Source organism: Azospirillum sp. BE72 (assembly GCF_031455875.1).
In the GTDB taxonomy this organism is placed as follows: Bacteria; Pseudomonadota; Alphaproteobacteria; order Azospirillales; family Azospirillaceae; genus Azospirillum.
The window spans coordinates 826,453-849,684 of the sequence record NZ_JAVDTO010000001.1 but is presented as its reverse complement, the minus strand read 5'-3'; the positions used below and the strand labels follow the sequence as shown (position 1 = coordinate 849,684).

General features: G+C 65.7%; 23 protein-coding genes and 1 tRNA gene. 3 read left to right on the top strand and 21 right to left on the bottom strand.

What is annotated here, in order from left to right:
• Positions 1–63 precede the first annotated feature (63 nt).
• From J2Y49_RS04185 to J2Y49_RS04095, 19 genes are all read right to left on the bottom strand, one after another.
• Complete coding sequence (locus J2Y49_RS04185) at positions 64–1,779, bottom strand: ribonuclease J (protein WP_310112643.1); 1,716 nt, start codon at positions 1,777–1,779, stop codon at positions 64–66.
• Positions 1,776–2,549 (bottom strand): type III pantothenate kinase, encoded by a 774-nt coding sequence (locus J2Y49_RS04180; RefSeq protein WP_310112641.1) that lies wholly within the window; start codon positions 2,547–2,549, stop codon positions 1,776–1,778. The genes J2Y49_RS04185 and J2Y49_RS04180 overlap by 4 nt, the downstream gene beginning before the upstream one ends.
• Positions 2,550–2,581: 32 nt before the next feature.
• Complete coding sequence (locus tag J2Y49_RS04175) at positions 2,582–3,376, bottom strand: biotin--[acetyl-CoA-carboxylase] ligase (RefSeq protein ID WP_310112639.1); 795 nt, start codon at positions 3,374–3,376, stop codon at positions 2,582–2,584.
• Between the two features lie 10 nt (positions 3,377–3,386).
• A complete protein-coding gene (gene nuoN / locus J2Y49_RS04170) occupies positions 3,387–4,835 on the bottom strand; it encodes an NADH-quinone oxidoreductase subunit NuoN (RefSeq protein WP_014248406.1) in 1,449 nt (482 codons plus the stop codon).
• Between the two features lie 13 nt (positions 4,836–4,848).
• Complete coding sequence (locus J2Y49_RS04165) at positions 4,849–6,375, bottom strand: NADH-quinone oxidoreductase subunit M (RefSeq protein WP_310112637.1); 1,527 nt, start codon at positions 6,373–6,375, stop codon at positions 4,849–4,851.
• 25 nt (positions 6,376–6,400) lie between these two features.
• Complete coding sequence (gene nuoL, locus J2Y49_RS04160; protein ID WP_310112635.1) at positions 6,401–8,497, bottom strand: NADH-quinone oxidoreductase subunit L; 2,097 nt, start codon at positions 8,495–8,497, stop codon at positions 6,401–6,403.
• Positions 8,498–8,506: 9 nt separating this feature from the next.
• Positions 8,507–8,815 (bottom strand): NADH-quinone oxidoreductase subunit NuoK, encoded by a 309-nt coding sequence (gene nuoK, locus J2Y49_RS04155; RefSeq protein WP_014248409.1) that lies wholly within the window; start codon positions 8,813–8,815, stop codon positions 8,507–8,509.
• Between the two features lie 2 nt (positions 8,816–8,817).
• A complete protein-coding gene (locus J2Y49_RS04150) occupies positions 8,818–9,432 on the bottom strand; it encodes an NADH-quinone oxidoreductase subunit J (protein ID WP_149222105.1) in 615 nt (204 codons plus the stop codon).
• An 18-nt stretch (positions 9,433–9,450) separates the two neighbouring features.
• The gene (gene nuoI / locus J2Y49_RS04145; RefSeq protein WP_014248411.1) at positions 9,451–9,939 is read right to left on the bottom strand and encodes an NADH-quinone oxidoreductase subunit NuoI; all 489 of its coding nucleotides are present in this window, start codon (positions 9,937–9,939) and stop codon (positions 9,451–9,453) included.
• Positions 9,940–10,053: 114 nt separating this feature from the next.
• Entirely contained in the window at positions 10,054–11,064 is a 1,011-nt protein-coding gene (gene nuoH, locus J2Y49_RS04140) for an NADH-quinone oxidoreductase subunit NuoH (RefSeq protein WP_149222106.1), read from the bottom strand.
• Complete coding sequence (gene nuoG, locus J2Y49_RS04135) at positions 11,057–13,120, bottom strand: NADH-quinone oxidoreductase subunit NuoG (protein ID WP_310112628.1); 2,064 nt, start codon at positions 13,118–13,120, stop codon at positions 11,057–11,059. Before nuoG ends, nuoH begins: the two co-directional genes overlap by 8 nt.
• A 15-nt stretch (positions 13,121–13,135) precedes the next feature.
• On the bottom strand, positions 13,136–14,425 hold the full coding sequence (gene nuoF, locus J2Y49_RS04130) for an NADH-quinone oxidoreductase subunit NuoF (RefSeq protein ID WP_310112626.1): 1,290 nt from the start codon (positions 14,423–14,425) through the stop codon (positions 13,136–13,138).
• A 16-nt stretch (positions 14,426–14,441) separates the two neighbouring features.
• A complete protein-coding gene (nuoE, locus tag J2Y49_RS04125) occupies positions 14,442–15,089 on the bottom strand; it encodes an NADH-quinone oxidoreductase subunit NuoE (RefSeq protein WP_310112624.1) in 648 nt (215 codons plus the stop codon).
• The gene (locus tag J2Y49_RS04120; RefSeq protein ID WP_310112622.1) at positions 15,086–16,345 is read right to left on the bottom strand and encodes an NADH-quinone oxidoreductase subunit D; all 1,260 of its coding nucleotides are present in this window, start codon (positions 16,343–16,345) and stop codon (positions 15,086–15,088) included. The genes nuoE and J2Y49_RS04120 overlap by 4 nt, the downstream gene beginning before the upstream one ends.
• Positions 16,342–16,971, bottom strand: a complete 630-nt coding sequence (locus J2Y49_RS04115; protein ID WP_310112620.1) for an NADH-quinone oxidoreductase subunit C — start codon at positions 16,969–16,971, stop codon at positions 16,342–16,344. Before J2Y49_RS04115 ends, J2Y49_RS04120 begins: the two co-directional genes overlap by 4 nt.
• 94 nt (positions 16,972–17,065) lie before the next feature.
• Positions 17,066–17,611: an NADH-quinone oxidoreductase subunit B family protein gene (locus J2Y49_RS04110; protein ID WP_174470176.1), complete on the bottom strand. Its 546-nt coding sequence runs from the start codon at positions 17,609–17,611 to the stop codon at positions 17,066–17,068.
• Positions 17,602–17,970, bottom strand: coding sequence for an NADH-quinone oxidoreductase subunit A (locus J2Y49_RS04105; protein WP_310112616.1), 369 nt, complete (start codon positions 17,968–17,970; stop codon positions 17,602–17,604). The genes J2Y49_RS04110 and J2Y49_RS04105 overlap by 10 nt, the downstream gene beginning before the upstream one ends.
• Before the next feature lie 314 nt (positions 17,971–18,284).
• Positions 18,285–18,361 (bottom strand) — tRNA-Asp (locus tag J2Y49_RS04100).
• A gap of 199 nt (positions 18,362–18,560) precedes the next feature.
• On the bottom strand, positions 18,561–18,788 hold the full coding sequence (locus J2Y49_RS04095; RefSeq protein ID WP_149222112.1) for a hypothetical protein: 228 nt from the start codon (positions 18,786–18,788) through the stop codon (positions 18,561–18,563).
• A gap of 165 nt (positions 18,789–18,953) precedes the next feature.
• Between J2Y49_RS04095 and J2Y49_RS04090 the strand changes: the two genes are divergently transcribed.
• On the top strand, positions 18,954–19,241 hold the full coding sequence (locus J2Y49_RS04090; protein ID WP_310112613.1) for a hypothetical protein: 288 nt from the start codon (positions 18,954–18,956) through the stop codon (positions 19,239–19,241).
• 116 nt (positions 19,242–19,357) lie between these two features.
• Positions 19,358–19,786 carry a hypothetical protein gene (locus J2Y49_RS04085; RefSeq protein WP_310112612.1) on the top strand — a complete coding sequence of 143 codons (429 nt, stop codon included), beginning with the start codon at positions 19,358–19,360 and terminating at the stop codon, positions 19,784–19,786.
• A 5-nt stretch (positions 19,787–19,791) separates the two neighbouring features.
• Here J2Y49_RS04085 and J2Y49_RS04080 read toward each other — a convergent pair whose 3' ends face one another.
• Entirely contained in the window at positions 19,792–20,250 is a 459-nt protein-coding gene (locus tag J2Y49_RS04080; RefSeq protein WP_310112610.1) for a hypothetical protein, read from the bottom strand.
• 167 nt (positions 20,251–20,417) lie between these two features.
• On the opposite strand from J2Y49_RS04080, the gene J2Y49_RS04075 reads away from it, so the two are divergent.
• Positions 20,418–21,071 (top strand): DsbA family oxidoreductase, encoded by a 654-nt coding sequence (locus J2Y49_RS04075; RefSeq protein WP_310112608.1) that lies wholly within the window; start codon positions 20,418–20,420, stop codon positions 21,069–21,071.
• 55 nt (positions 21,072–21,126) lie between these two features.
• On the opposite strand, the gene J2Y49_RS04070 is transcribed toward J2Y49_RS04075, so the two are convergent.
• Entirely contained in the window at positions 21,127–23,064 is a 1,938-nt protein-coding gene (locus J2Y49_RS04070) for a propionyl-CoA synthetase (RefSeq protein ID WP_310112606.1), read from the bottom strand.
• Positions 23,065–23,232: the final 168 nt, after the last annotated feature.

The window sequence follows — 23,232 nt, the reverse complement described above, 5'->3', positions numbered from 1 at the left end:
TCTCGCTGGCTGTCCGTCTGGCCCGTTAGCGGGCTCTGATAAGCCTGTTATACACACTTTCCGTCAGACGCGGACCAGATGGACCTCCGTCACCGGCTTCTTGCCATGGGACGCATTGAAGCAGCGGCGGACGGCGATCCGCGCCGCCTCCTTCACCTGGGCATCGTCGGCGCGCGCCGATTTGGGCAGCATCGCCACCGATTCGCGCACCGCGTCGATCACGTCCAGCAGCAGGTCGCGGTCGGTCGCCTCGTCGATCAGCCCCATCACCGCCACCTGCGGCGCGGTCAGCAGTTCCCCGCTCCCGGTCATCACCAGCGTCACCACGGCGGCGCCGTTGTTCACCATGCGGTTGCGTGCCCGCATCATGCCGGTGTCGAGCGGCACCAGCCGCTTGCCGTCCACCGCCATGCGGCCGGACCGCACATGGGCGACCACCTGCGCGCCCTCCGCCCCGTCAAGCCGGATCAGTTCCCCATTGGCCGGCACGATGCTGTGGGCGACCTGACAGTCTTCCGCCAGGGCCGCATGGGCCTGCTGGTGCCGCTGCTCGCCGTGGACCGGCACCGCGATGCGCGGCCGCACCCATTGGTACATGCGCACCAGCTCGTCCCGCGCCGGATGACCGGAGACGTGGACCGCCGCCTCGTCCGCCGTGACCAGCTCCACGCCCTGGGCGACCAGCTGGTTCTGCATGCGCCCGATGGCCCGCTCGTTGCCGGGGATCTCGCGGGAGGAGAAGATCACCACGTCGCCGCGCGACAGCGTGACCTGCGGATGGTCGTTGGCGGCGATGCGGGCAAGGGCGGAGCGCGGCTCTCCCTGGCTGCCGGTACAGATCAGCACCAGCTTTTCCCGCGGCAGATAACTGGCGTCATGCTCCGACAGGAATTTCGGCACGTCGGCCAGATAGCCGCTGGCCCGCGCCGCCTCGTTGATCCGCCACAGCGACCGGCCGACCAGCGCCACATGACGGTCATGCGCGGCGGCGGCGGCGGCGATGCTCTCCAGCCGCGCCACGTTGGTGGCGAAGCAGCTGACGGCAATTCGCGAATCGCGGTAGCGCCCGAACAGCTCCATCAGCGAGGCCCGCACCGTCGCCTCCGACCCGGCGGAGCCCGGTACCAGCGCGTTGGTGCTGTCGCCGACCAGTGCCAGCACTCCCTCGTCGCCGATGGCGCGCAGCCTCGCCTCGTCGGCGGTGTCGCCGACCAGCGGGTCGGGGTCCAGCTTCCAGTCGCCGGTGTGCAGGACAGTGCCGGCGGAGGTGCGGATGGCGAGCGCGTTCGGCTCCGGAATCGAGTGCGTCATGGTGACGTATTCGACGGAGAAGGGACCGACCTCCACCGTGCCGCCCAGCGGGATCTCATGGATCGGAACCGTGGCGCTCAGACCCTTCTCGTGCAGCTTGGCGCGCAGGAAGGCGGCGGTGAAGGGCGTGCAATAGACGGGGCAGCGCAGGTCCGGCCACAGATACTGCACAGCGCCCAGATGATCCTCATGCGCATGGGTCAGCACCAGCCCGACGAGGTCCGCCCGCCTCTCGGCGATGAAGGCCGGGTCGGGCATGATCACGTCGAGACCGGGCATGGTGTCGTCGGCGAAGGAGATGCCGAGGTCCACCATCAGCCACTTGCCTTGATGGCCATAGAGGTTGAGGTTCATCCCGATCTCGCCGGATCCGCCGAGCGGGAGGAAATACAGGGCGCCATCCTCCGGAACGAAGGTGTCCGCCGGCGCTGCAGGGATTCCGGCGGCTGTCTTGGAGGATTGTGTCATTGGACCGTGTTGCGCTTGTGGATCAGGAGGAGACCGCGGAGCGTCAGCTCATTGTCGGTGTGTTCGATCACATGGGTAGCCTTGGCGAAAAGAACAGCCAATCCGCCAGTAGCGACCACCCGCATCGGTTCGCCGTACTCCGCCCGGATGCGGGCGACCAGCCCTTCGATCAGGCCGACATACCCCCAGAAGATGCCCGACTGCATGCAGGCGATGGTGTTCCGCCCAATCACATGCTCCGGCGGCTGGATCTCCACCCGCGGCAGCTTGGAGGCGGCCATCTGCAGCGCCTCCAGCGACAGGTTCAGCCCCGGTGCGATCACGCCGCCGCAATAATTGCCGTCGGCATCCACCACGTCGAAGGTCGTCGCGGTGCCGAAATCGATGACGATCAGCGGGGACTTGTATGTCGCGGCGGCGGCCACCGTGTTGACCAGCCGGTCGGCCCCGACCTCCTCCGGCCGGTCGACCAGCGCCTTGGCGCCCAATTCGACGCCGGGCTGGCCGACGATTACCGGTTCGCAGCCGAAATGATCCTTGCACAGGCGCTTCAGATTGAAAGTGGCGCCGGGCACGACGCTGGCGATGATCGCGCCATGGATGTCGACCGGCTTCAGCCCCTTCAGCGCCATCAGGTGCGTCAGCCACACCATGTATTCGTCGGCGGTGCGTTTGGGATCGGTCGCCGTGCGCCAGATGCCGCGCTGGCGGTCGCCGTCATAGATGGCGAACACCACATTCGTGTTTCCGGCGTCGATGGCTAGCAGCATGGCGTGGTCCTGAAGGCGATGGGCACTTGGGATTAGCTGGCGGCAGAAGGTGCGAAGAACACGTCCCCGGCGGCGATCCGCTGGCGCGGTCCGCCGTCCGTTGGATCAAGCAACAGAACGCCGTCGCTGTCCAGATCGGCGAAGGTGCCGGGGATCGTCCGATCGGCCAGCCTGACCATGATCGGTCCGCCGAGCCCGCGGGCGCGAGACAGCCAAGCTTCACGCACCGGAGCGAAGCCATGGGCGCGCCAGCGGCCATACCAGTCCGCCAGGTGACCGGCAAAGACCTCCAACAGGGCGCCGGCTCCCATCGGCGGTGCCCCTTCGGCGATCAGCGATGTCGCGCCGTACTCGGCGGTCGCGGGAAAATGCCGCAGGTTGATGCCGACGCCCAGCACCACCCAGGCGACCGCACCGTCCGCCGCAGGCTCCGACTCGAGGAGGATACCGGACAGCTTGCGGTCATGCACCAGCACGTCGTTCGGCCATTTGCAGCGCACGCCGCCGGGATCGGGCAGTACGGATTCGGCAGTCTCGGCGATGGCCAGCGCAGCGACGAAGGAGACCTGTGCGGCTTCCGCCGGCGGCCGGCCGGGCCGCAGGATCGTCGTGCTGTAGAGGTTGCCTTCGGGGGACGTCCAGGCCCGGCCCCGCCGGCCGCGCCCGCTTTCCTGCCGGCGGGCCCAGACGATGGTGCCTTCCGGTGCCCCTGAACGCGACAAGGCCTTCGCTTCGTCGTTCGTGCTGCCGACGGAGTCGAAGGCCTTGACCTGGAAGCCCGGAGGCAGGCGCAGACGCGCCGCCTCCGCTTCGAGAGATAACGTCATCGGTCCGCCGTCAGCCGGCGAACAGGGCCGCCGCGGCAGCCGCCGCACCGTTCAGGATCGGCGCCGGGGCGACGAAGAACAGCAGGGTGAACAGGCTGGTGACAACCAGAACGCCGGTCATGCCGTCGTCGTCCACCTTGTCGACCACCACCGCGGGCTCATCGAAATACATGATCTTGATGATGCGCAGGTAGTAGAAGGCGCCCACGACGCTCGTCAGCACGCCGATCACGGCCAGCGTGTATTCCTGCGCCGCGACGGCGGCCAGGAAGACATAGAGCTTGCCGAAGAAGCCGGCCATCGGCGGGATGCCGGCCATGGAGAACATGAAGATCGCCATGGTGGCGGCCAGCATCGGGTTGGTCTTTGACAGGCCGGCGAAGTCCTTGATCTCCTCCAGCATCTGGCCCTTGGCCTTCATGCTAAGGATGACCGCGAAGGCGCCGATGTTCATGGCGATGTAGAGCGCCATGTAGATCAGCACGCCACGCACGCCGTCCTGGGTGCCGGTGGTCAGGCCGACCAGGGCGTAACCGACGTGGCCGATGGAGCTGTAGGCCATCAGGCGCTTGATGTTGGTCTGCATGATGGCGACAAAGGACCCGATCACCATCGACAGCACGGCGGCGGCGACCAGCACCTGATGCCACTGGTCGGCGAGATGGCCGAACGGCTCGATCACCACGCGGGTCAGCAGGGCGATCGCCGCGACCTTCGGGGCCGCCGCGAAGAAGGCGGTCACCGGCGTCGGCGCGCCCTCATACACGTCCGGGGTCCACATGTGGAACGGCGCGGCGGAGACCTTGAAGGCCAGACCGGCCATCACGAACACCAGACCGATCACCAGACCCGGCGACACGTGGGCGCCGCCGGCGAACAGGGCGGCGACCTTGTCGAAGGAGGTCGTGCCGGCGAAGCCGTAGACCAGAGACGCACCGTACAGCAGCATGCCCGAGGAGAGCGAGCCGAGGACGAAATACTTCAGACCGGCTTCGGACGACTTGGCGCTGTCGCGGCGGAAGGCCGCGATGACGTAGAGCGCGAGGCTCTGCGTCTCCAGCCCGACATAGAGAGAGATGAAGTCGTTGGCCGAGATCATCATCAGCATGCCGAGGGTCGCGAAGACCATCAGCACCGGGAACTCGAAGCGGGCCATTTGCTCCCGCTCGTTGAACCCGAGCGAGAGGACGACCGCGAAGGCCGCCGACACCAGCACCAGCACCTTCATGAAGACGCCGAAGGCGTCCATCACGAACATGCCGTTGAAGGTGACGATGCGGCCGCTGCCGTAGCCCATCGCCAGTACGGCGGCGAGCAGCATGCAGACGATCGCCAGGTAGGAGACGGGACGGGTGAAACCGTCGCCGCGGAACACGCCCAGCATCAGCAGGGCGACGCCCGAGAGTGCCAGGAAGATCTCCGGCAGGGCCGGCCAGATGTCGGGAAACACTGCGGTCATGTCGAAGAACCCCTTACCGAGCGGCGACCGAGACACCGGACGCGGCGTGCGACGCGGCCAGCTTGGTCTGGTAGGTCTGGATCAGCTGCTCGACCGATGCCGAGGTGACGTTCAGGAAGCTGCTGGGATAGACGCCCATCCACAGGACGACGGCGACCAGCGGCAGGAACACCGCGATCTCGCGCGGGGTCATGTCGAACATCGCCTTGACGTCCGGATTGACCAGCTTGCCGTAGACGACGCGACGGTACAGCCACAGCGCATAGGCGGCGCCCAGGACCATGCCGGTGGCGGCAAGGGCGGCAACCCAGGTGTTGTCCTGGAAGACGCCGAGCAGCACCAGGAACTCGCCGACGAAACCGGCGGTGCCCGGCAGGCCGACCGAGGCCATGGTCATGAACAGGAAGACCACCGCGTATTTCGGCATATTCTTCACGAGGCCGCCGTAACGGGCGATCTCGCGGGTGTGCAGCCGGTCATAGACCACGCCGACGCACAGGAACAGCGCGCCCGACACCACGCCGTGCGACAGCATCTGGAACACCGAGCCTTCGATGCCCTGCTGGTTCAGCGCGAACATGCCGATGGTGACGAAGCCCATGTGGGCGACCGACGAGTAGGCGATCAGCTTCTTCATGTCCTCCTGGGCGAGAGCGACCAGCGAGGTGTAGATCACGGCGACGACCGACAGCGTGTAGATCAGCGGCGCGAAGTACTCGGTCGCTTCCGGCAGGATCGGAATGTTGAAGCGCAGGAAGCCGTAGCCGCCCATCTTCAGCAGCACGCCGGCCAGGATGACCGAACCGGCGGTCGGCGCCTCGACGTGGGCGTCCGGCAGCCAGGTGTGGACCGGCCACATCGGCACCTTCACCGCGAAGGAGGCGAAGAAAGCCAGCCACAGCCACAGCTGCATGTTGCGCGGGAAATGGGTGGCGGTGATGGTCGGGATGTCGGTGGTGCCGGCCACGAAATACATGGCCAGGATCGCCAGCAGCATCAGGACCGAGCCGAGCAGCGTGTACAGGAAGAACTTGAAGGCGGCATAGACACGGCGCGGACCGCCCCAGACACCGATGATCAGGAACATCGGGATCAGGACGCCTTCGAAGAACATGTAGAACAGCACGAAGTCCAGCGCGCAGAACATCCCGATCATCAGGGTTTCCAGCGCGAGGAAGGCCATCATGTATTCCTTCACCCGGACCTGCACCGACTCCCAGCTCGCCAGGATGCACAGCGGCATCAGGAAGCCGGACAGGACGACGAACAGCACCGAGATGCCGTCGACGCCCATGTGGTAGTTGATGCCGAATTCCGGGATCCAGCCCGCCTTCTCGACCATCTGGTAGCCGGGATTGCGCGGATCGAAGTTGGCCCAGACGAGCAGCGTCAGCACGAAGGTGACGAGCGTCGTCCACAGAGAAATGTACCGCACGTTCCGCAGCACGTCCGGGGAGTTGCCCCGGCAGAACAGCAGGATCAGCGCGACGCCCACGAGCGGCAGGAAGGTCGCGAACGACAGGATCGGCCAGCTAGCCATTGTTGTTGTTCTCCTTCGATACCGCTCAGCCGAAAACCGACAGCCAGGCGACGAACAGGACGACCCCGATCACCATGGCAAAGGCGTAGTGATAGACGTAACCGGACTGCAGACGGCTGGTGCGTGCCGCGATGTCGCGGGTGGCGGCGGCAACGCCGTCCGGCCCCACGCCGTCGATCACCGCACCGTCGCCCGCCTTCCACAGCCCATAGCCCAGGGCCTTGGCCGGACGGGTGAACAGCGCGTCATACAGCTCGTCGAAGTACCACTTGTTGTAGAGGAACTGGTGGATGCCGCGGAAGGTGCCGGCGATCTTGCCCGGCAGGCCCGGCATCATGATGTAGCCGACATAAGCCATGGCGATGCCGATCAGGCCGACCACCAGCGGGGCCAGCTTGACCCAGCCCGGGGTGTGGTGGTGCGCGGCCTCGATGGTATCGTGGTCGTGCAGGACCATCAGGGCCTTGCCCCAGAACTCGGCGCGGTCATGGCCGATGAACCACTCGTGGAAACCGACGCCGGCGAACAGCGCGCCCAGGGTCAGGACCGCCAGCGGCACCAGCATGACGACCGGCGACTCATGGGCGTGGTCGTAGACCTTCTTGTCCATCCGCGGCGTGCCGTGGAAGGTCATGAACAGGAGACGCCAGGAGTAGAAGGCGGTCAGCAGCGCGGCAGTGATGCCGAGCGCGAAGGCAAAGCGCCCCACCCCGCTGCCCGAGGCGAAGGCCGCCTCCAGGATCATGTCCTTCGAATAGTAGCCGGCGAAGAAGGGCAAACCGGCCAGAGCCAAGTTGCCGATCCACATCATCGCGTAGGTGGCGGGGATCTTGCGCCAGACGCCGCCCATCTTGCGCATGTCCTGCTCATGGTGCAGGGCATGGATGACCGAGCCGGCGCCGAGGAACAGCAGGGCCTTGAAGAAGGCGTGCGTGAACAGGTGGAACATCGCAGCGCCATAAGCCGACACGCCGATGGCGAAGAACATGTAGCCGAGCTGGGACATCGTCGAATAGGCGATGACCCGCTTGATGTCGAACTGGGTGAAGCCGATGGTCGCGGCGACGAAGGCGGTCAGGCCGCCGACAACCGCGACGACTTCCAGCGCCGTCGGCGCGTATTCGAACACCGGGGACAGGCGGCAGAGCATGAAGACGCCGGCCGTCACCATGGTGGCGGCGTGGATGAGCGCCGACACCGGGGTCGGGCCTTCCATCGCGTCCGGCAGCCAGGTGTGCAGGCCGAGCTGCGCCGACTTGCCCATGGCGCCCATGAACAGCAGCAGGCAGGCGATGGTCAGGCCGTTGAAGTCCCAGCTGAGGAAATGCAGCGTCTCGCCGGTCAGCGTCGGCGCCTTGGCGAAGATGGCGTCGAACTGGACCGAGCCGGTCAGCACGAAGATCGCGAAGATGCCGAGCGCGAAGCCGAAGTCGCCGACGCGGTTGACCAGGAAGGCCTTCATGGCGGCGGCGTTGGCCGACGGCTTCTCGTACCAGAAGTTGATCAGCAGGTAGGAGGCGAGACCGACGCCCTCCCAACCGAAGAACATCTGAACGAGGTTGTCCGCCGTCACCAGCATCAGCATGGCGAAGGTGAACAGCGACAGGTAGCCCATGAAGCGCGGCTTCTGCGGATCCTCGGCCATGTAGCCGATGGAGTAGACGTGCACGCAGGCCGAGACGGTGTTGACGACGATCAGCATCACCGCGGTGAGCTGGTCGACGCGCAGCGCCCACTTCACGTCCAGCGTGCCGCTCTGGATCCAGGTCATCAACTCGATGGTGCGCGGGTGACCGCCCACGGCGACGTCGAAGAACAGGACCCACGACAGGATCGCCGAAACCAGCACGGCACCCGCGGTCACGAACTGCGAGACACGGTCGCCGACGGTCGGCGGGCCGGCGACGACATGATGGTCGTCATGCCCGTCGTCGTGGCCATGATCGTCGTGGGAATGGTCGTCATGGGCATGGGCGATCTGGGCGTGACCGTGATCGTCATGACCATGACCGTGGCTTCCGTGACCCGCAGCCGCCGGCTCGGCCTTCGGCCCGCCGAACAGCGCGATCGATCCGGCGACGAGGAACGCCAGGAGCGGAAGGAATACGACTAGCACTTCCATGGCGCCGCCTCAGCCCTTCATCATGTTGATGTCTTCGACTCGGATCGAGCCGCGGTTGCGGAAGTAGACCACCAGGATGGCGAGGCCGATGGCCGCCTCGGCGGCGGCGACGGTCAGGATGATCATGGCGAAGATCTGGCCGACCAGATCGTGCAGGAAGGTCGAGAAGGCGACGAGGTTCAGGTTCACCGCCAGCAGCATCATCTCGATCGACATCAGGATGATGATGACGTTCTTCCGGTTCAGGAAGATTCCCAGCACACCCAGCGTGAAAATGATGGCCGAGACCGTCAGGTAATGTCCGAGACCGATCTCCATGATCACACGCCCTCCCCGGTCGGTACCTTGCGAATGACGACCACGTCTTCCCGGCGACGGGAGATCTGGGCGCCGACATTCTGTTTGCGCACGCCCGGACGGTGCCGCAGCGTCAGCACGATGGCGCCGATCATGGCGATCAGCAGGACGATGCCCGACGCCTGGAACAGGTAGACGTACTGCGTGTACATCAGCCGGCCCAGCGCATGGGTGTTCGTCACCTGATCGAGCGCCGGCGTCGGCGCACCGGCGACGGTCGCGACGTTCGGGGCGACGATCCAGCCGCCCAGCACGGCCGCCAGTTCCGCCAGCAGGATCAACCCGACGAGCGCGCCCAGCGGCAGCGCTTCCATCGCACCCTTGCGCAGTTCGCGGAAGTTGATGTCGAGCATCATCACCACGAACAGGAACAGCACGGCCACGGCGCCGACATAGACGATGACGAGGATCATCGCGATGAACTCGGCGCCCATCAGGACGCAGAGACCGGCCGCCTGGAAAAAGGCGAGGATCAGGAAAAGAACTGAGTGAACGGGGTTCCGCGCCGAGATGACCATCACACCGGAGGCCACCAGCAGCGCGGCGAACACGTAGAAGGCGATGCCTTGGAGTATCATCGTTTTTCTCGCTTCCGCTTACCGGTAAGGAGCCTCGGCCGCGAGGTTCTGGGCGATTTCCGCCTCCCAGCGGTCGCCGTTCGCCAGCAGCTTCTGCTTGTTGTAGAAGAGCTCTTCACGGGATTCGGTGGAGAACTCGAAGTTCGGCCCCATGACCACCGCATCGACCGGGCAGGCCTCCTGGCACAGGCCGCAGTAGATGCACTTGGTCATGTCGATGTCGTAGCGCGTCGTGCGGCGGCTGCCGTCGTCACGCGGTTCGGCCTCGATGGTGATGGCGAGAGCCGGGCACACCGCTTCGCAGAGCTTGCACGCGATGCAGCGCTCCTCGCCGTTCGCATAGCGGCGGAGCACATGCTCGCCGCGGAAGCGCGAGCTGATGGGGCCCTTCTCATAGGGATAGTTGATCGTGACCTTGGGCTTGAACATGTAGCGCAAGGTCAGCGCCATGCCGCCCAGCAGCTCGGTCAGGAACAGGCTGCGCGCCGCGCGGTCGAGGAACGCCATGGCCTCTTCGTCTCCTTCCTCGCCGGCGGACGCCCTTTTGTTGGACGGCTCGCCGGCACTCAAATCGACACATCAATGATGGGTTCGGTGCAGGCTGGCTTGTTTGGGCCCCGTTTACTTGGGCAGCCAGCCGAAGGTCACCAGCACGCCGGCGGTCAGCACGACCCAGAACAGCGAGAAGGGCAGGAAAACCTTCCAACCCAGCCGCATCAGCTGGTCATAGCGGTAACGCGGAACCGTGGCGCGAACCCAGACAAAGGTGAACAGGCACAGCGCGATCTTCAGCGCGAACCACACGATGCCGGGCACCCAGGTGAAGGGCGCGATGGGCAGCGGGGGCAGCCAGCCACCGAGGAACAGGATGCTCGTCATCGCGCTCATCAGGATCATGTTGGCGTATTCGCCAAGGAAGAAGAGCGCGAAGGGGGCGGAGCTGTATTCCACCATGAAACCGGCGACCAGTTCCGACTCGCCTTCCGGCAGGTCGAAGGGGGCGCGGTTGGTTTCCGCGAGCGCCGAGATGAAGAACATCACGAACATCGGCAGCAGCGGGATGGCGAACCACACCGTCTCCTGGGCGCGCACGATGTCGGTCAGGTTCAGCGAGCCGACGCACAGCAGCACGGTGATGATGATGAGGCCCATCGAGACCTCGTAGGACACCATCTGCGCCGCGGAGCGGAGCGCGCCCAGGAAGGCGTAGCGCGAGTTCGACGCCCAGCCGGCCATTACGATGCCGTACACGCCGAGCGACGAGATCGCGAAGAGGTACAGCACGCCGACGTTGATGTTGGACAGCACCACCCCGTAGTCGAACGGGATGACCGCCCAGGCGATCAGCGCCAGGAAGAAGGTCAGCATCGGCGCGATGTAGAACACGATGCGGTTGGCGCCTTCCGGCAGGATCTGCTCCTTCGCGAACAGCTTCAGGCCGTCGGCGAAGGGCTGCATCAGGCCGAAGGGACCGACGATCGCCGGACCCTGGCGCAGCTGCATCGAGCCCATGATCTTCCGCTCGGCGTAGGTCATGAAGGCCACGGCGACCAGCAGCGGCACGACGATCGCCAGGATTTGCAGGACCATAATGATCAGCGGCAGGAGAAAGCCGCTCCAGAACTCAGCCATGGGTGCCAGTCCTCTCCTGAGCAGGGCCCACCAGCGCTTCCGTGCAGTTGGCCATCGTCACCGATGCCCGGCTGATCGGGTCGGTCATGTAGAAGTTGGTGATCGGCGTCACGAAGGGAGCGGCGTCGACCGGGCCCTGCGCGCCGAACGGCGCCCAGGCGGCCGCGGTCATCTCGCCGATCGCACCGAAGATCGGGTTCGCCGCCATCAGCCGCTGGCGCAGCTGGCCATGGGTGTCGAAGGGCAGCGTGGTGCCCAGGACTTCCGACAGGGCGCGGACGATCTTCCAGTCCTCGCGCGCTTCACCCGGCGGGAAGACCGCGAGGCGGGCGAGCTGCGGACGGCCCTCGGTGTTGACGTAGACCGCGTTCTTCTCGGTGTAGGCGGCACCCGGCAGGATGACGTCGGCGCGGTGGGCGCCGGCATCGCCGTGGTGGCCCTGATAGACGACGAAGGCATTGCCCAGCTTGGCCGTGTCGATCTCGTCGGCGCCCAGCAGGTAGACGACGTCGATCTCGCCCTTCGACGCGCCGTCGAGAATGCCGTGAACGTCGCGACCGCCCTCGCCCGGCAGGAAGCCGGCTTCGATGCCGCCGACACGCGCCGCGGCGGTGTGCAGCACGTTGAAGCCGTTCCAGTCGTCACGGAACATCCCGTAGGCCTCGCCGACCAGACGGGCAGCGGCCTGCACCGCGAGACCGTCGGCGCGCTGGAAGGCGCCCATGCCGACGATGATCATCGGGTTCTTGGCGGCGCGCAGGGTCTCGGCAAACGGATGGCTGCCGTCGACCAGCTGCTGCAGCGTCTCCGGACCGGAGCCGATCACGCTGTAGGGATAGGTCAGGTCACGCTGCTCGCCGATGGAGGCGATGGTGACGCCGCCGGCCAGATAGCGCTTGCGGATGCGGGCATTGACCAGCGTGCCTTCCCAGCGCGGGTTGGTGCCGACCAGCAGGATGACGTCGGCCTTCTCGATGCCGGCGATGCCCGAGTTGAAGAGGTAGCCGGCACGCACCGACGTGTCGAACCGCGCACCGTCCTGGCGGCAATCCAGGTTCGTGGAACCCAGACGCGACAGCAGCTCCTTCAGCGCGAACTGCGCCTCGACATCGACCAGATCGCCGGAGATGGCGGCGATGCGGTTGCCGGACAGGCCCTTCAGGCGCGCCGCGATGGCGGTGAAGGCCTCGGCCCAGCTGGCCGGAACCAGCTTGCCGTTCTGGCGGATGTAGGGGCGGTCCAGGCGCTGGCGCTTCAGACCATCATAGGAGTAGCGGCTCTTGTCGTTCAGCCACTCCTCGTTGATGTCGTCGTTCACGCGCGGCAGGACGCGCATCACCTCAGGCCCACGGGCGTCGACGCGGATGTTCGAGCCGACGGCGTCGAGGACGTCGATGGTCTCGGTCTTGCGCAGTTCCCACGGGCGCGCCGTGAAGGCGTAGGGCTTGTGGGTCAGCGCGCCGACCGGGCAGACGTCGGCGAGGTTGCCCGACAGCTCCGAGCCGATCGCCTTCTCGACGAAGGTGGTGATCTCCATATGCTCGCCGCGATAGACGGCGCCGACATCGGGAACACCGGCCACTTCGTTGATGAAGCGGATGCAGCGGGTGCAATGGATGCAACGGGTCATAATGGTCTTGATGACCGGACCCATATACTTGTCGTTGACCGCCCGCTTGTTCTCGCCGTAGCGGCCGCGGTCGAAGCCATAGGCCATGGCCTGGTCCTGCAGATCGCACTCGCCGCCCTGATCGCAGATCGGGCAATCCAGCGGGTGGTTGATCAGCAGGAATTCCATGACGCCCTTGCGGGCCTTCAGGACAGTCTCGCTGTTGGTGCGGACGACCATTCCGTCGCCGCAGGGCATGGCGCAGGACGCGACCGGCTTGGGCGCGCGCTCCATCTCCACAAGGCACATGCGGCAGTTGGCCGGCACGCTGAGGCGCTCGTGGTAGCAGAAGCGCGGAATCTCGATCCCCAGCTGCTCGCAAGCCTGGAGGATCGAGGTGCCCGGCTCGACCTCGATCTCGATCCCGTCGATGGTCAGTTTCGGCATGGGAACGGGAACTCCTTACTCGGCTGCCAGCGGGGCGCTGTTGCGGTAGGCCTGGATGCGCCGCTCGACTTCCGGACGGAAGTGGCGGAACAGGCCCTGGATCGGCCAGGCGGCGGCGTCGCCGAGCGCGCAGATGGTGTGGCCCTCGACCTGCTTGGTGACCTGCAGCAGCATGTCGATCTCTTCCATGCGCGCGTTGCCGGTGACCATGCGCTGCATGACGCGGTTCATCCAGCCGGTGCCCTCGCGGCACGGCGTGCACTGGCCGCAGGATTCATGCGCGTAGAACTGCGACAGGCGGGCAATGGCCTTCACGATGTCGGTGGACTTGTCCATCACGATCACCGCGGCGGTGCCGAGGCCGGACTGCACTTCGCGCAAGGAGTCGAAATCCATCAGGACGGTGTCGCAGATCGACTTCGGTAGGACCGGAACCGACGAGCCGCCGGGGATGATGCCCAGCAGGTTGTCCCAGCCGCCGCGCACGCCGCCGGCGTGCTTCTCGATCAGCTCCTTCAGCGGGATGCCCATCTCCTCTTCCACGTTGCACGGATTGTTCACGTGCCCGGAGATGCAGAAGAGCTTGGTGCCCGAGTTCTTCGGACGGCCAAGGCCGGCGAACCAGGAGGCGCCGCGACGCAGGATGGTGGGAACAACCGCGATGGATTCGACGTTGTTCACAGTGGTCGGGCAGGAATAGAGACCGGCCTGGGCGGGGAACGGCGGCTTGTTGCGCGGCTGTCCCTTCTTGCCCTCGATCGACTCGATGAGCGCGGTTTCCTCGCCACAGATATACGCGCCCGCGCCGCGGTGGATGTAGACGTCGTAGTTGTAGCCGGTGCCGCAGGCGTTCTTGCCGATCAGTCCCGCCGCATACGCCTCGTCGATGGCGCGCTGGACGTTGGAGCCCTCGTTGTAGAACTCGCCGCGGATGTAGATGTAGCAGGCACTGGCACCGATGGCGAAACCGGCGATCAGGCAGCCTTCGATCAGCTTGTGCGGATCGTGGCGCAGGATGTCGCGGTCCTTGCAGGTGCCGGGCTCGCCCTCGTCGGCGTTGATGACGAGGTAGACGGGCTTGTCGGTCACGTTCTTCGGCATGAAGGACCACTTCATGCCGGTCGAGAAGCCGGCGCCGCCGCGGCCGCGCAGCCCCGATTCCTTCACCTGCTCGATGATCCAGTCCCGGCCGTTGGCCAGGAAGGACGCCGTGTTGTCCCAGTCACCGCGCTTGCGGGCCGCCTCGAGACCGAAGTCCTGGTAGCCGTAGAGGTTGGTGAAGATGCGGTCCTCATCGCGAAGCATCGCTGTCCCCTCCCCCTCAATCGTCCGCTTGCGCGGTGGTGGCGTCCGCTTGCGCGGTGGTAAAGGCCTTCAGCGTCGTCGGGCCGCCGACCGGCTCCGAGGACTGACGGCCGGTCTGCGAACCGGGCTTCGGCGTCTCGCCGCGCGCCAGCGCGTCGAGGATGCGCTCCATATGCTCCGGGGCCACGTCTTCGTAGTAATCGTCGCCGATCTGCACAACCGGCGCGTTGACGCAGGCGCCCGAGCACTCGACCTCGCCCAGCGTGAACTGGCCGTCGGCCGTGGTCTCGCCCACCTCGATGCCGAGCTTCTTCTTGCAGGTGTGGACGATGTCGTCCGACCCGCGCAGCCAGCAGGGCGTGGTGGTGCAGACCTGGATGTGGTGCCTGCCGACCGGGTTCTTGTTGTACATCGTGTAGAAGGTCGCGACCTCGTACACGCGGATGCGCGGCATGCCGAGCAGATCGGCCACGGCGTCCATGGCGACACGGGGCAGCCAACCGCCGTTCTGGCGCTGGGCCACGTCCAGCAGCGGCATGCAGGCGCTGGCCTGCTTGCCCTGCGGGTACTTGGCGATGATGCGCTTCGCCAGCTCCAGGTTTTCCGGAGTGAAGGTGAAGCTGGTCGGCTCGGCGTGGCCGTGATCGGAAGCGGGCGCGCTCATCGATCGATTTCTCCGAAAACGATGTCCATCGAGGCGATGTTGGCGACAGCGTCAGCCAGCATGTGACCCTTCGACATGAAGTCCAGGCCCTGAAGATGGGCGAAGCCCGGCGCGCGGATCTTGCAGCGGTAGGGCTTGTTGGTGCCGTCGGACACCAGATACACGCCGAACTCGCCCTTGGGCGCTTCGATGGCGGTGTAGGTCTCGCCGGCGGGGACGTGGAAGCCCTCGGTGAAGAGCTTGAAGTGGTGGATCAGCGCTTCCATCGAGCGCTTCATCTCGCCGCGCGGCGGCGGCGACACCTTGCGGTCCTCGATCTTGTAGGGACCGGCCGGCATCTCCTTGCAGCACTGGCGGATGATGCGCAGCGACTGCCGCATCTCCTCCATGCGCACGAGATAGCGCGCCCAGCAGTCGCCGGTCAGGCCGACCGGGACGTCGAACTCCATGCGGTCGTAGACCTCGTAGGGCTGCGACTTGCGCAGGTCCCACGCCACGCCTGAGCCGCGCAGCATCGGGCCGGTGAAGGCCCAGTCGAGCGCCTCCTCCTTGGTGACGATGCCGATGTCGACCGTGCGCTGCTTGAAGATGCGGTTCTCGGTCAGCAGGCTTTCGAGGTCGTCCATGAACTTCGGATAACGCTCGGTGAAGGCCCAGATGTCGTCCAGCAAGCCGTCCGGCAGGTCCCAGGCGACGCCGCCGGGCCGGAAATAATTGGCGTGCAGACGGGCGCCCGAAACCCGCTCGTAGAACTCCATGAGGATTTCGCGTTCCTCGAAGCCCCAGAGAGCCGGCGTGATGGCGCCGACATCGAGCGCGCCCGTCGTGATCGACAGGATGTGGTTCAGGATGCGCGTGATTTCCGAGAACAGCACGCGGATGTACTGGGCGCGCAACGGCGCCTTGATCTGCAGCAGGTTCTCGATGCCGAGCACATAGGCGTGCTCCATGCACATCGGGCTGACATAGTCCAGCCGGTCGAAATACGGCACGGCCTGGACGTAGGTCTTGTACTCGATCAGCTTTTCGGTGCCGCGGTGCAGCAGACCGATGTGCGGATCGCAGCGCTCCACCACCTCGCCGTTCAGCTCCATCACCAGACGGAGCACGCCGTGGGCGGCCGGGTGCTGCGGCCCGAAATTCATCGTATAGGGCTTGATCTGCGTCTTGGTCTCGGGACCCGACGCGCTGATCGGTCCACCCGGGCCAGTCGTGACGACGCCGGTCGCCGATTCGGTCGAAACGGTCATGCTCACGGCTTCTTGCTCCCGTCCTGGAGGGCCGCCTTCTCGTCGCCGGGCAGCATGACGTTGGTCATGCCTTCCCACGGGCTGAGGAAGTCGAAGGCGCGGAAATCCTGGGTCAGACGGACCGGCTCGTAGATCACGCGCTTCTGGTCCTCGTCGTACCGGGCTTCGACATAGCCGGTCAGCGGGAAGTCCTTGCGGAAGGGGTGCCCCTCGAACCCGTAGTCGGTGAGGATGCGGCGCAGGTCCGGATGATTCTCGAAGAAGATGCCGAACAGGTCCCACACCTCGCGCTCGAACCAGTTGGCCGCGCTGAAGACGGACACGGCCGACGGGACGGGCGTGTCCTCGTCGGTGGCCAACTTCACGCGCATGCGCCGGTTGTGGGTGTAGCTGAGCAGCTGATAGACCACCTCGAACCGCTCGACGCGATCCGGGTAATCAACAGCGGTGATGTCGGTCAGCTGCTCGAACCGGATGGCCGGATCGTCGCGCAGCGCGGTCAGCACCGTCAGGATGGCCGGCCGTTTGACCGTCACCATCAGCTCGCCGAGCCTCACCTCGACCTTCAGGACGTCGCCGCCGATTTTGGCCGCGATGACGTCCCCGAGTTCCTTCAACGCCTGTTCGGACATGGGTGGGACCCTGCCTTCCTACTTGTCTTCAGCGCGCTTGTCGTTCGTCCCGCCCGGCAGCGGCATGGCTGCGGGCGGGAACGGTACGCCGTGGTCAGCGGGCGATGCGGTTGCCGCGCTTGATCTTCTTCTGGAGCTGGAGGATGCCATAGATCAGCGCCTCCGCCGTCGGCGGGCAGCCGGGCACATAGATGTCGACCGGAACGATCCGGTCGCAGCCACGAACCACGGCGTAGGAATAGTGATAGTAACCGCCGCCGTTGGCGCAGGACCCCATGGAGATCACCCAGCGCGGCTCCGGCATCTGGTCGTAGACCTTGCGGAGCGCGGGGGCCATCTTGTTGGTCAGGGTGCCGGCGACGATCATGCAGTCGGACTGGCGCGGGCTGGGACGCGGGATCACGCCGAAACGGTCCAGGTCATACCGGCTCATATAGGCGTGGATCATCTCCACCGCGCAGCAGGCCAGACCGAAGGTCATCGGCCACAGCGATCCGGTCCGGGCCCAGGCCAGCAGGTCCTCGTACTTCGCCAGCACGAAGCCCTTGTCCTGGATCTCGTCGGAGACCGCGCGGATGTAGGCGTCCTGTTCCGGTCCGGGCGGAATCGGCGCCAGCGGCTTGGCGACCTCTACTCCCATTCCAGAGCTCCTTTCTTCCACTCATAAATGAAGCCGATGGTCAGGATGCCCAGGAACACCATCATCGACCAGAAGCCGAACAGCCCGATGTCGCCGAGGGCGATCGCCCACGGGAACAGGAAGGCGACTTCCAGGTCGAAGATGATGAACAGGATCGAGACCAGGTAGAACCGCACGTCGAACTTGGTGCGCGCGTCCTCGAACGGCTCAAAGCCGCATTCGTAGGGGGAGACCTTCTCGGCGTCCGGGTTCTTCGGGCTGATGACGTAGGATGCCCCAACCATCACCGCGGCCAGCGCGATGCCGATCAGCAGAAACACCAGGATCGGAAGATACTCAATGATCAGCGGAGTCGACACCGCGTTCCTCCCATAAGCCCACGACCACGGGCGCCGTTCCAGCCGGAAATCGGCGGAAGCGCAAAGCCGTGGCAGCCATGCCTTGGATTAGCCCATCAGACGGGCCGGAATATATGCCGAGACCGTGGGCAAGGAAAGCGCTTTGAATCGCTTTTCACTACGCGGAAGGACAAGCCGGTCCCTGCGGTAGATCCTGGTAATACCACGTTTTTAAAAACGGGCAAAGGGAAGACTATTCGCATGCGAAAAAGGACCCGCAAACTGCGAGTCCTTGAGCCATACTGGCGATTGACAACGATTTTTCAAAAGGAAAGTGGCGCGAGTGACGGGACTTGAACCCGCGGCCTCCGGCGTGACAGGCCGGCGCTCTAACCAACTGAGCTACACCCGCGCTGAGCGACTTGGTTTGAACACCATCCAATCGCAAAGCCAACGCTTTGAACTGACTGCTGTTTTCACCGGGACCGTTGAGGCCCCCCGTCGTTCGGTGGGCGGTTTGTAGTCGCCCGGGAGGCCGCCTGTCAATCACCAAATTGCAAAAAATTAATGCCGAGGCGCCCGCTCGGGTTCCGCCCGTCGCCCTGCCCTGCTCAAGGCAGTTGATGAGCTTCCCGGCGCAACGCTTCCAGGCGATCGAAGGCCTGGATCATGCCGGCCGACAGTTCCCGGTGGTCGACGGCATCGGGACCGCCGAAACGGGTCAGCGTTTCTTCCAGGGCCCGGGCAAGATGTTCGGCGACGTCCAGATGCTTCTGCTCCAGCGCCAGTTCCAGTGCGGCGAGGATGCGGTCGCCGAGCCGCCGGTCGTTCGAAGTCATGCGTTTCCCCAGCCCGTGGTTTCTGCAGGCGGCCTTCTGCCGCCGCGGTTCGATTGAAGACCCAGGATAACAGTTTCGCCGGACCGGGGCGGCGGGAATCGCACCGCTGCGACATTTCGGAGGCACCTCTTCCGATTCGGGGACAGCCCATGCGATAGTGCCGCCATGCCGTTCCATGCTTCATCCTGCCGCAGCCTCGGCGCCCTTCTGCTGACCGCCGGCCTCGTCCTGGCGGCGGGGCCGGCCCCGGCCGCTTCCAATGTCTCCGCCGCGCAGGCGGAGGCCAAGGAGATCGCCAAGTCCATGGGCAACTGCACCCCGGCCAAGGTCGAGGTGCTGCGCTATACCGTCGGGCGCGAGGGATCGACCACCTTCAAGATCGGCTGCAGCGAGGACAAGGACGCCTTCGTCGTCGTGCAGTGCCGGTCGCGCATCTGTGCGCTGGCGCGCTGAGCTGAGAGCGGCAAGGACGAGCCGCATGAGTGAATTCACCGCTTGTTAACCGCGGTCGCGCGCAATTGTGGAATGCGGCGGACCAGGAGCGGTGTGCGCATGGCAACAGGGACCAGATGACGATGGGCATGGGACGGACGGCGTCGATGCGGAGCTGGCTGGCCATTGCAGTGGCAGGGCCGGTTATGGCGTTGGCCGGTTGCACCTCCCCGCTCGGGCTGGCGGCGGCCGGTGCGGATGTGGTGACGCTGAACGCCACCAAGAAGACCATCGGCGATCATCTGGTGTCGGCAGCGACCGGCCGCGACTGTTCGATCATCAGTTTCGAGAAGACGGGCGATTATTGTCCCGACAAGGTGGAGGTCGACCGCTCGCGGGTCTATTGCTACCGCACGCTGGCCGATGTCGAGTGCCACCACATTCCCGATCCCTACCGCAACGGCAACACGGCGCTCGCCAGCCCGCCGCCGGACATCCGGACGGTCCCGCGCAGGAAGAGCTGGTTCGACGACTCCACGCCCTACACGGCGAACAACGGAACCTAGGCCCCTCAGCGCACCTTCTTGGCGACGAAGGCCTTGGCGATCGCCATCATCGCCTTCTCGTGCGTCGGTCCGCCGGCCGGGGCCTCGTGAACGGTGGCCCCCTTTGCAGCCGCCGCAGCCTTGCCGGCGGGGGCGCCGCGCTGGGGAACCGGGTCTCCCGAATCGCGGCCCAACTGGTTCAGCAGGTTTTCAAGCGCATCACGGCTGAGACCCGAAGCGGACGGCCTCCCTCCCCCTGCGCCACCACCGGCAGCCGGACGTGCGGCCGCGCTCCGGCTGGGCGGACGGCCGGCACGCTCGATGGCGGCGGCGGCGATGGCCTTCAGGAAGGGCTGGGCGATCCCGCGCAGCAGGTCGGGATCCTCGACGGCCCAGGCCATCAGGAGCTTTTGCGCGTTCATCCGGCTGCCCTTGGCCGCCAGGATCGCTTCGCGGACCTTGCCGTCGACGTAGGAATTGCTCATCGGGAATCGTCCACCGGGATATGTCCGCCAGCCGCTTTGGGACTGCGAGAACCATGGAGGACTGTCGGGCCAACTCGGTTAACAAACGGTTGCAAGGCCCTTTGCACTTTCCGGAAGGAATGGAAGAAGCGGTTGCCGCGCGCCGGAGAGGCGCGGATAGTGGCGGGATGCTGATCGAAACCTTCGCCGACCTGATCTGCCCCTGGTGCTATATCGGCAAGCGCCGGCTCGACCGGGCGCTGATGCAACGGCCGGGCTTGCGCCCGGAACTCCGCTGGCAGCCGTTCCAGCTGAACCCGGACATGCCGCGCGGGGGAATGTCGCGCGATGATTATCTGGCCGCGAAGTTCGGTGGCGGGGAGCGCGCCCGGCAGATTCACCGGGTGGTCGAGGACACGGCGGCACGCGACGGGCTGCCGCTGGCGCTCGACCGCATCCAGCGCACGCCCAACAGCTTCGATGCGCATCGGCTGGTCCGAATCGCCGGGCGCCATGGGCTGGGCAACGCGATGGCCGATGCGCTGTTCGCCGCTTATTTCGTCGAAGGCGTGGACATCGGCGACCGGGACGCACTGGCGAGCGTCGCCGCCGGGTTGGGCCTGGATTTCGTCGAGACGCGGCGCCAACTGTCCACCGACGCCGAATCGGCTTCCGTGCATGCCGCCGACGCGCTGGCCCGCCAGATGGGACTGCAGGCGGTGCCCTGCTACATCTTCAACCGCCGCTACGCGCTGTCCGGCGCGCAGGAGCCGGCGAGCTTTCTGCCGCTGCTGGACCTCGGCAGCGAGGAGCCGGAGAACCTGTCGGTCGTATCCGGCTGAATCCCTGGAATGAGAAAGGGCGGCCCGAGAGCCGCCCTTTTCGCTGTCCGCCCCATCAGGCCGGCGTGCTGCTGGTCTTGGCATAGCCCAGCGTCTTCAACGCATCGGCGATTTCCGGCAGGATGCCCGGATCGTCGATGGTCGCCGGCATCTTGTAGTCCTGGCTGTCGGCGATCTTCTGCATGGTGCCGCGCAGGATCTTGCCGGAGCGGGTCTTCGGCAGACGGTCGACCACCAGGGCGCGCTTGAAGTCGGCGACCGGGCCGATCTGCTCGCGCACCAACTGGACGACCTCCTTGACGATCTCCTCATGCGGACGGGTGACACCGGCCTTCAGGCAGACGAAGCCCAGCGGCACCTGGCCCTTCAGGTCGTCGGCCACGCCGATCACCGCGCATTCGGCGACGTCCTTGTGGCTCGACAGCACCTCTTCCATGGCGCCGGTGGACAGGCGGTGGCCGGCGACGTTGATGATGTCGTCGGTGCGGGCCATGACATAGACATAGCCATCATCGTCGATGAAGCCGGCGTCGCCGGTCTGGTAATAGCCCGGGTAGTCGGCGAGGTAGGATTTCTTGAAGCGCTCGTCGGCGTTCCACAGCGTCGGCAGCGTGCCCGGAGGCAGCGGCAGCTTGACGCAGATGGCGCCGATGTCGCCGCGCGGAACCTCCTTCAGCTCGGCATTCAGCACCCGCACGTCCCAGCCCGGCATCGGACGGGTAGCAGAGCCGTACTTGATCGGGAACAGGTGGACGCCCAGCGGATTGCCGGAGATCGCCCAGCCGGTCTCGGTCTGCCACCAGTGGTCGATGACCGGAACGTTCAGATTGTCCTCGGCCCAATGCAGCGTGTCGGGATCCGACCGCTCGCCGGCCAGGAACAGGGCACGGAAGTGCGACAGGTCGTACTTCTTCAGGTAGTTGGCGTCCGGATCCTCGCGCTTGATGGCGCGGAAAGCGGTGGGCGCGGTGAACAGCGTGCCGACCTTGTGCTGCTCGATCACGCGCCAGAAGGTGCCCGGATCGGGGGTGCCGACCGGCTTGCCTTCGAACACCACGGTGGTGCAGCCGGTCAGCAGCGGGGCATAGACGATGTAGGAATGACCGACGACCCAGCCCACATCCGATGCCGCCCAATACACCTCGCCGGGCTTGACGTTGTAGATGTTGGTCATGGTCCAACGCAGCGCCACCGCATGGCCGCCGTTGTCGCGCACCACGCCCTTGGGCTGCCCGGTCGTGCCGGAGGTGTAGAGGATATAGAGCGGGTCGGTCGCCTTGACGGGCACGCACTCCGCCGGCTCCGCCTTCGCCACCGCTTCGGCCCAATCGACATCCCGGCCGGCCACCAGAGCCGCGGTCTCCTGCGGGCGCTGCCAGACGATGACGCTTGCCGGCTTGTGGGCCGACTGTTCTATGGCTGAGTCCAGCATCGGCTTGTACTTGACGATGCGGTTCGGCTCGATGCCGCAGGAGGCCGAAACGATGGCCTTAGGCTTGGCGTCGTCGATGCGGGTCGCCAGCTCGTGCGGGGCGAAACCGCCGAACACCACCGAATGCACGGCGCCCAGACGGGCGCAGGCCAGCATGGCGACGACCGACTGCGGGATCATCGGCATGTAGAGGAGGACGCGGTCGCCCTTCTCCACGCCCTGGGCGCGCAGCGCGCCGGCGAAGCGGGCGACCTGATCCTGCAGCTCGGCATAGGTGATGGTCTGGACGGTCTGGGTGACCGGGCTGTCATAGATGATCGCCGCCTGCGCGCCGCGACCGCCCTCCACATGGCGATCGACCGCGTTGTAGCAGGTGTTCAGCTCCCCGCCGGTGAACCAGCGGTAGAAGGGCGCGTTGCTGTCGTCCAGCACCTTGTCCCACGGCTTGAACCAGGAAATGTCCTTCGCCGCCTCGCCCCAGAACCCGGCGGGGTCCGACAGGGAGCGGGCATGCATCTGGTCGAAAGGCTCTGCAGTCGTGGTGCTGGCGGTCGGGCTCATGGCAGGGCGTCCCTCGTTCTATTTTGGTACTATTCGGTGCGCATTTCCTCTCGGCCGCGAAACGATCAGTTCCGCCGCCTCCACAATCTGCGACAAAAGCATAAGTGCTGGCAAATGTCAGAAGGTCGGGGGTGCGGCGAGCTGTCGCATTCCCCGTTCGTGAAACGC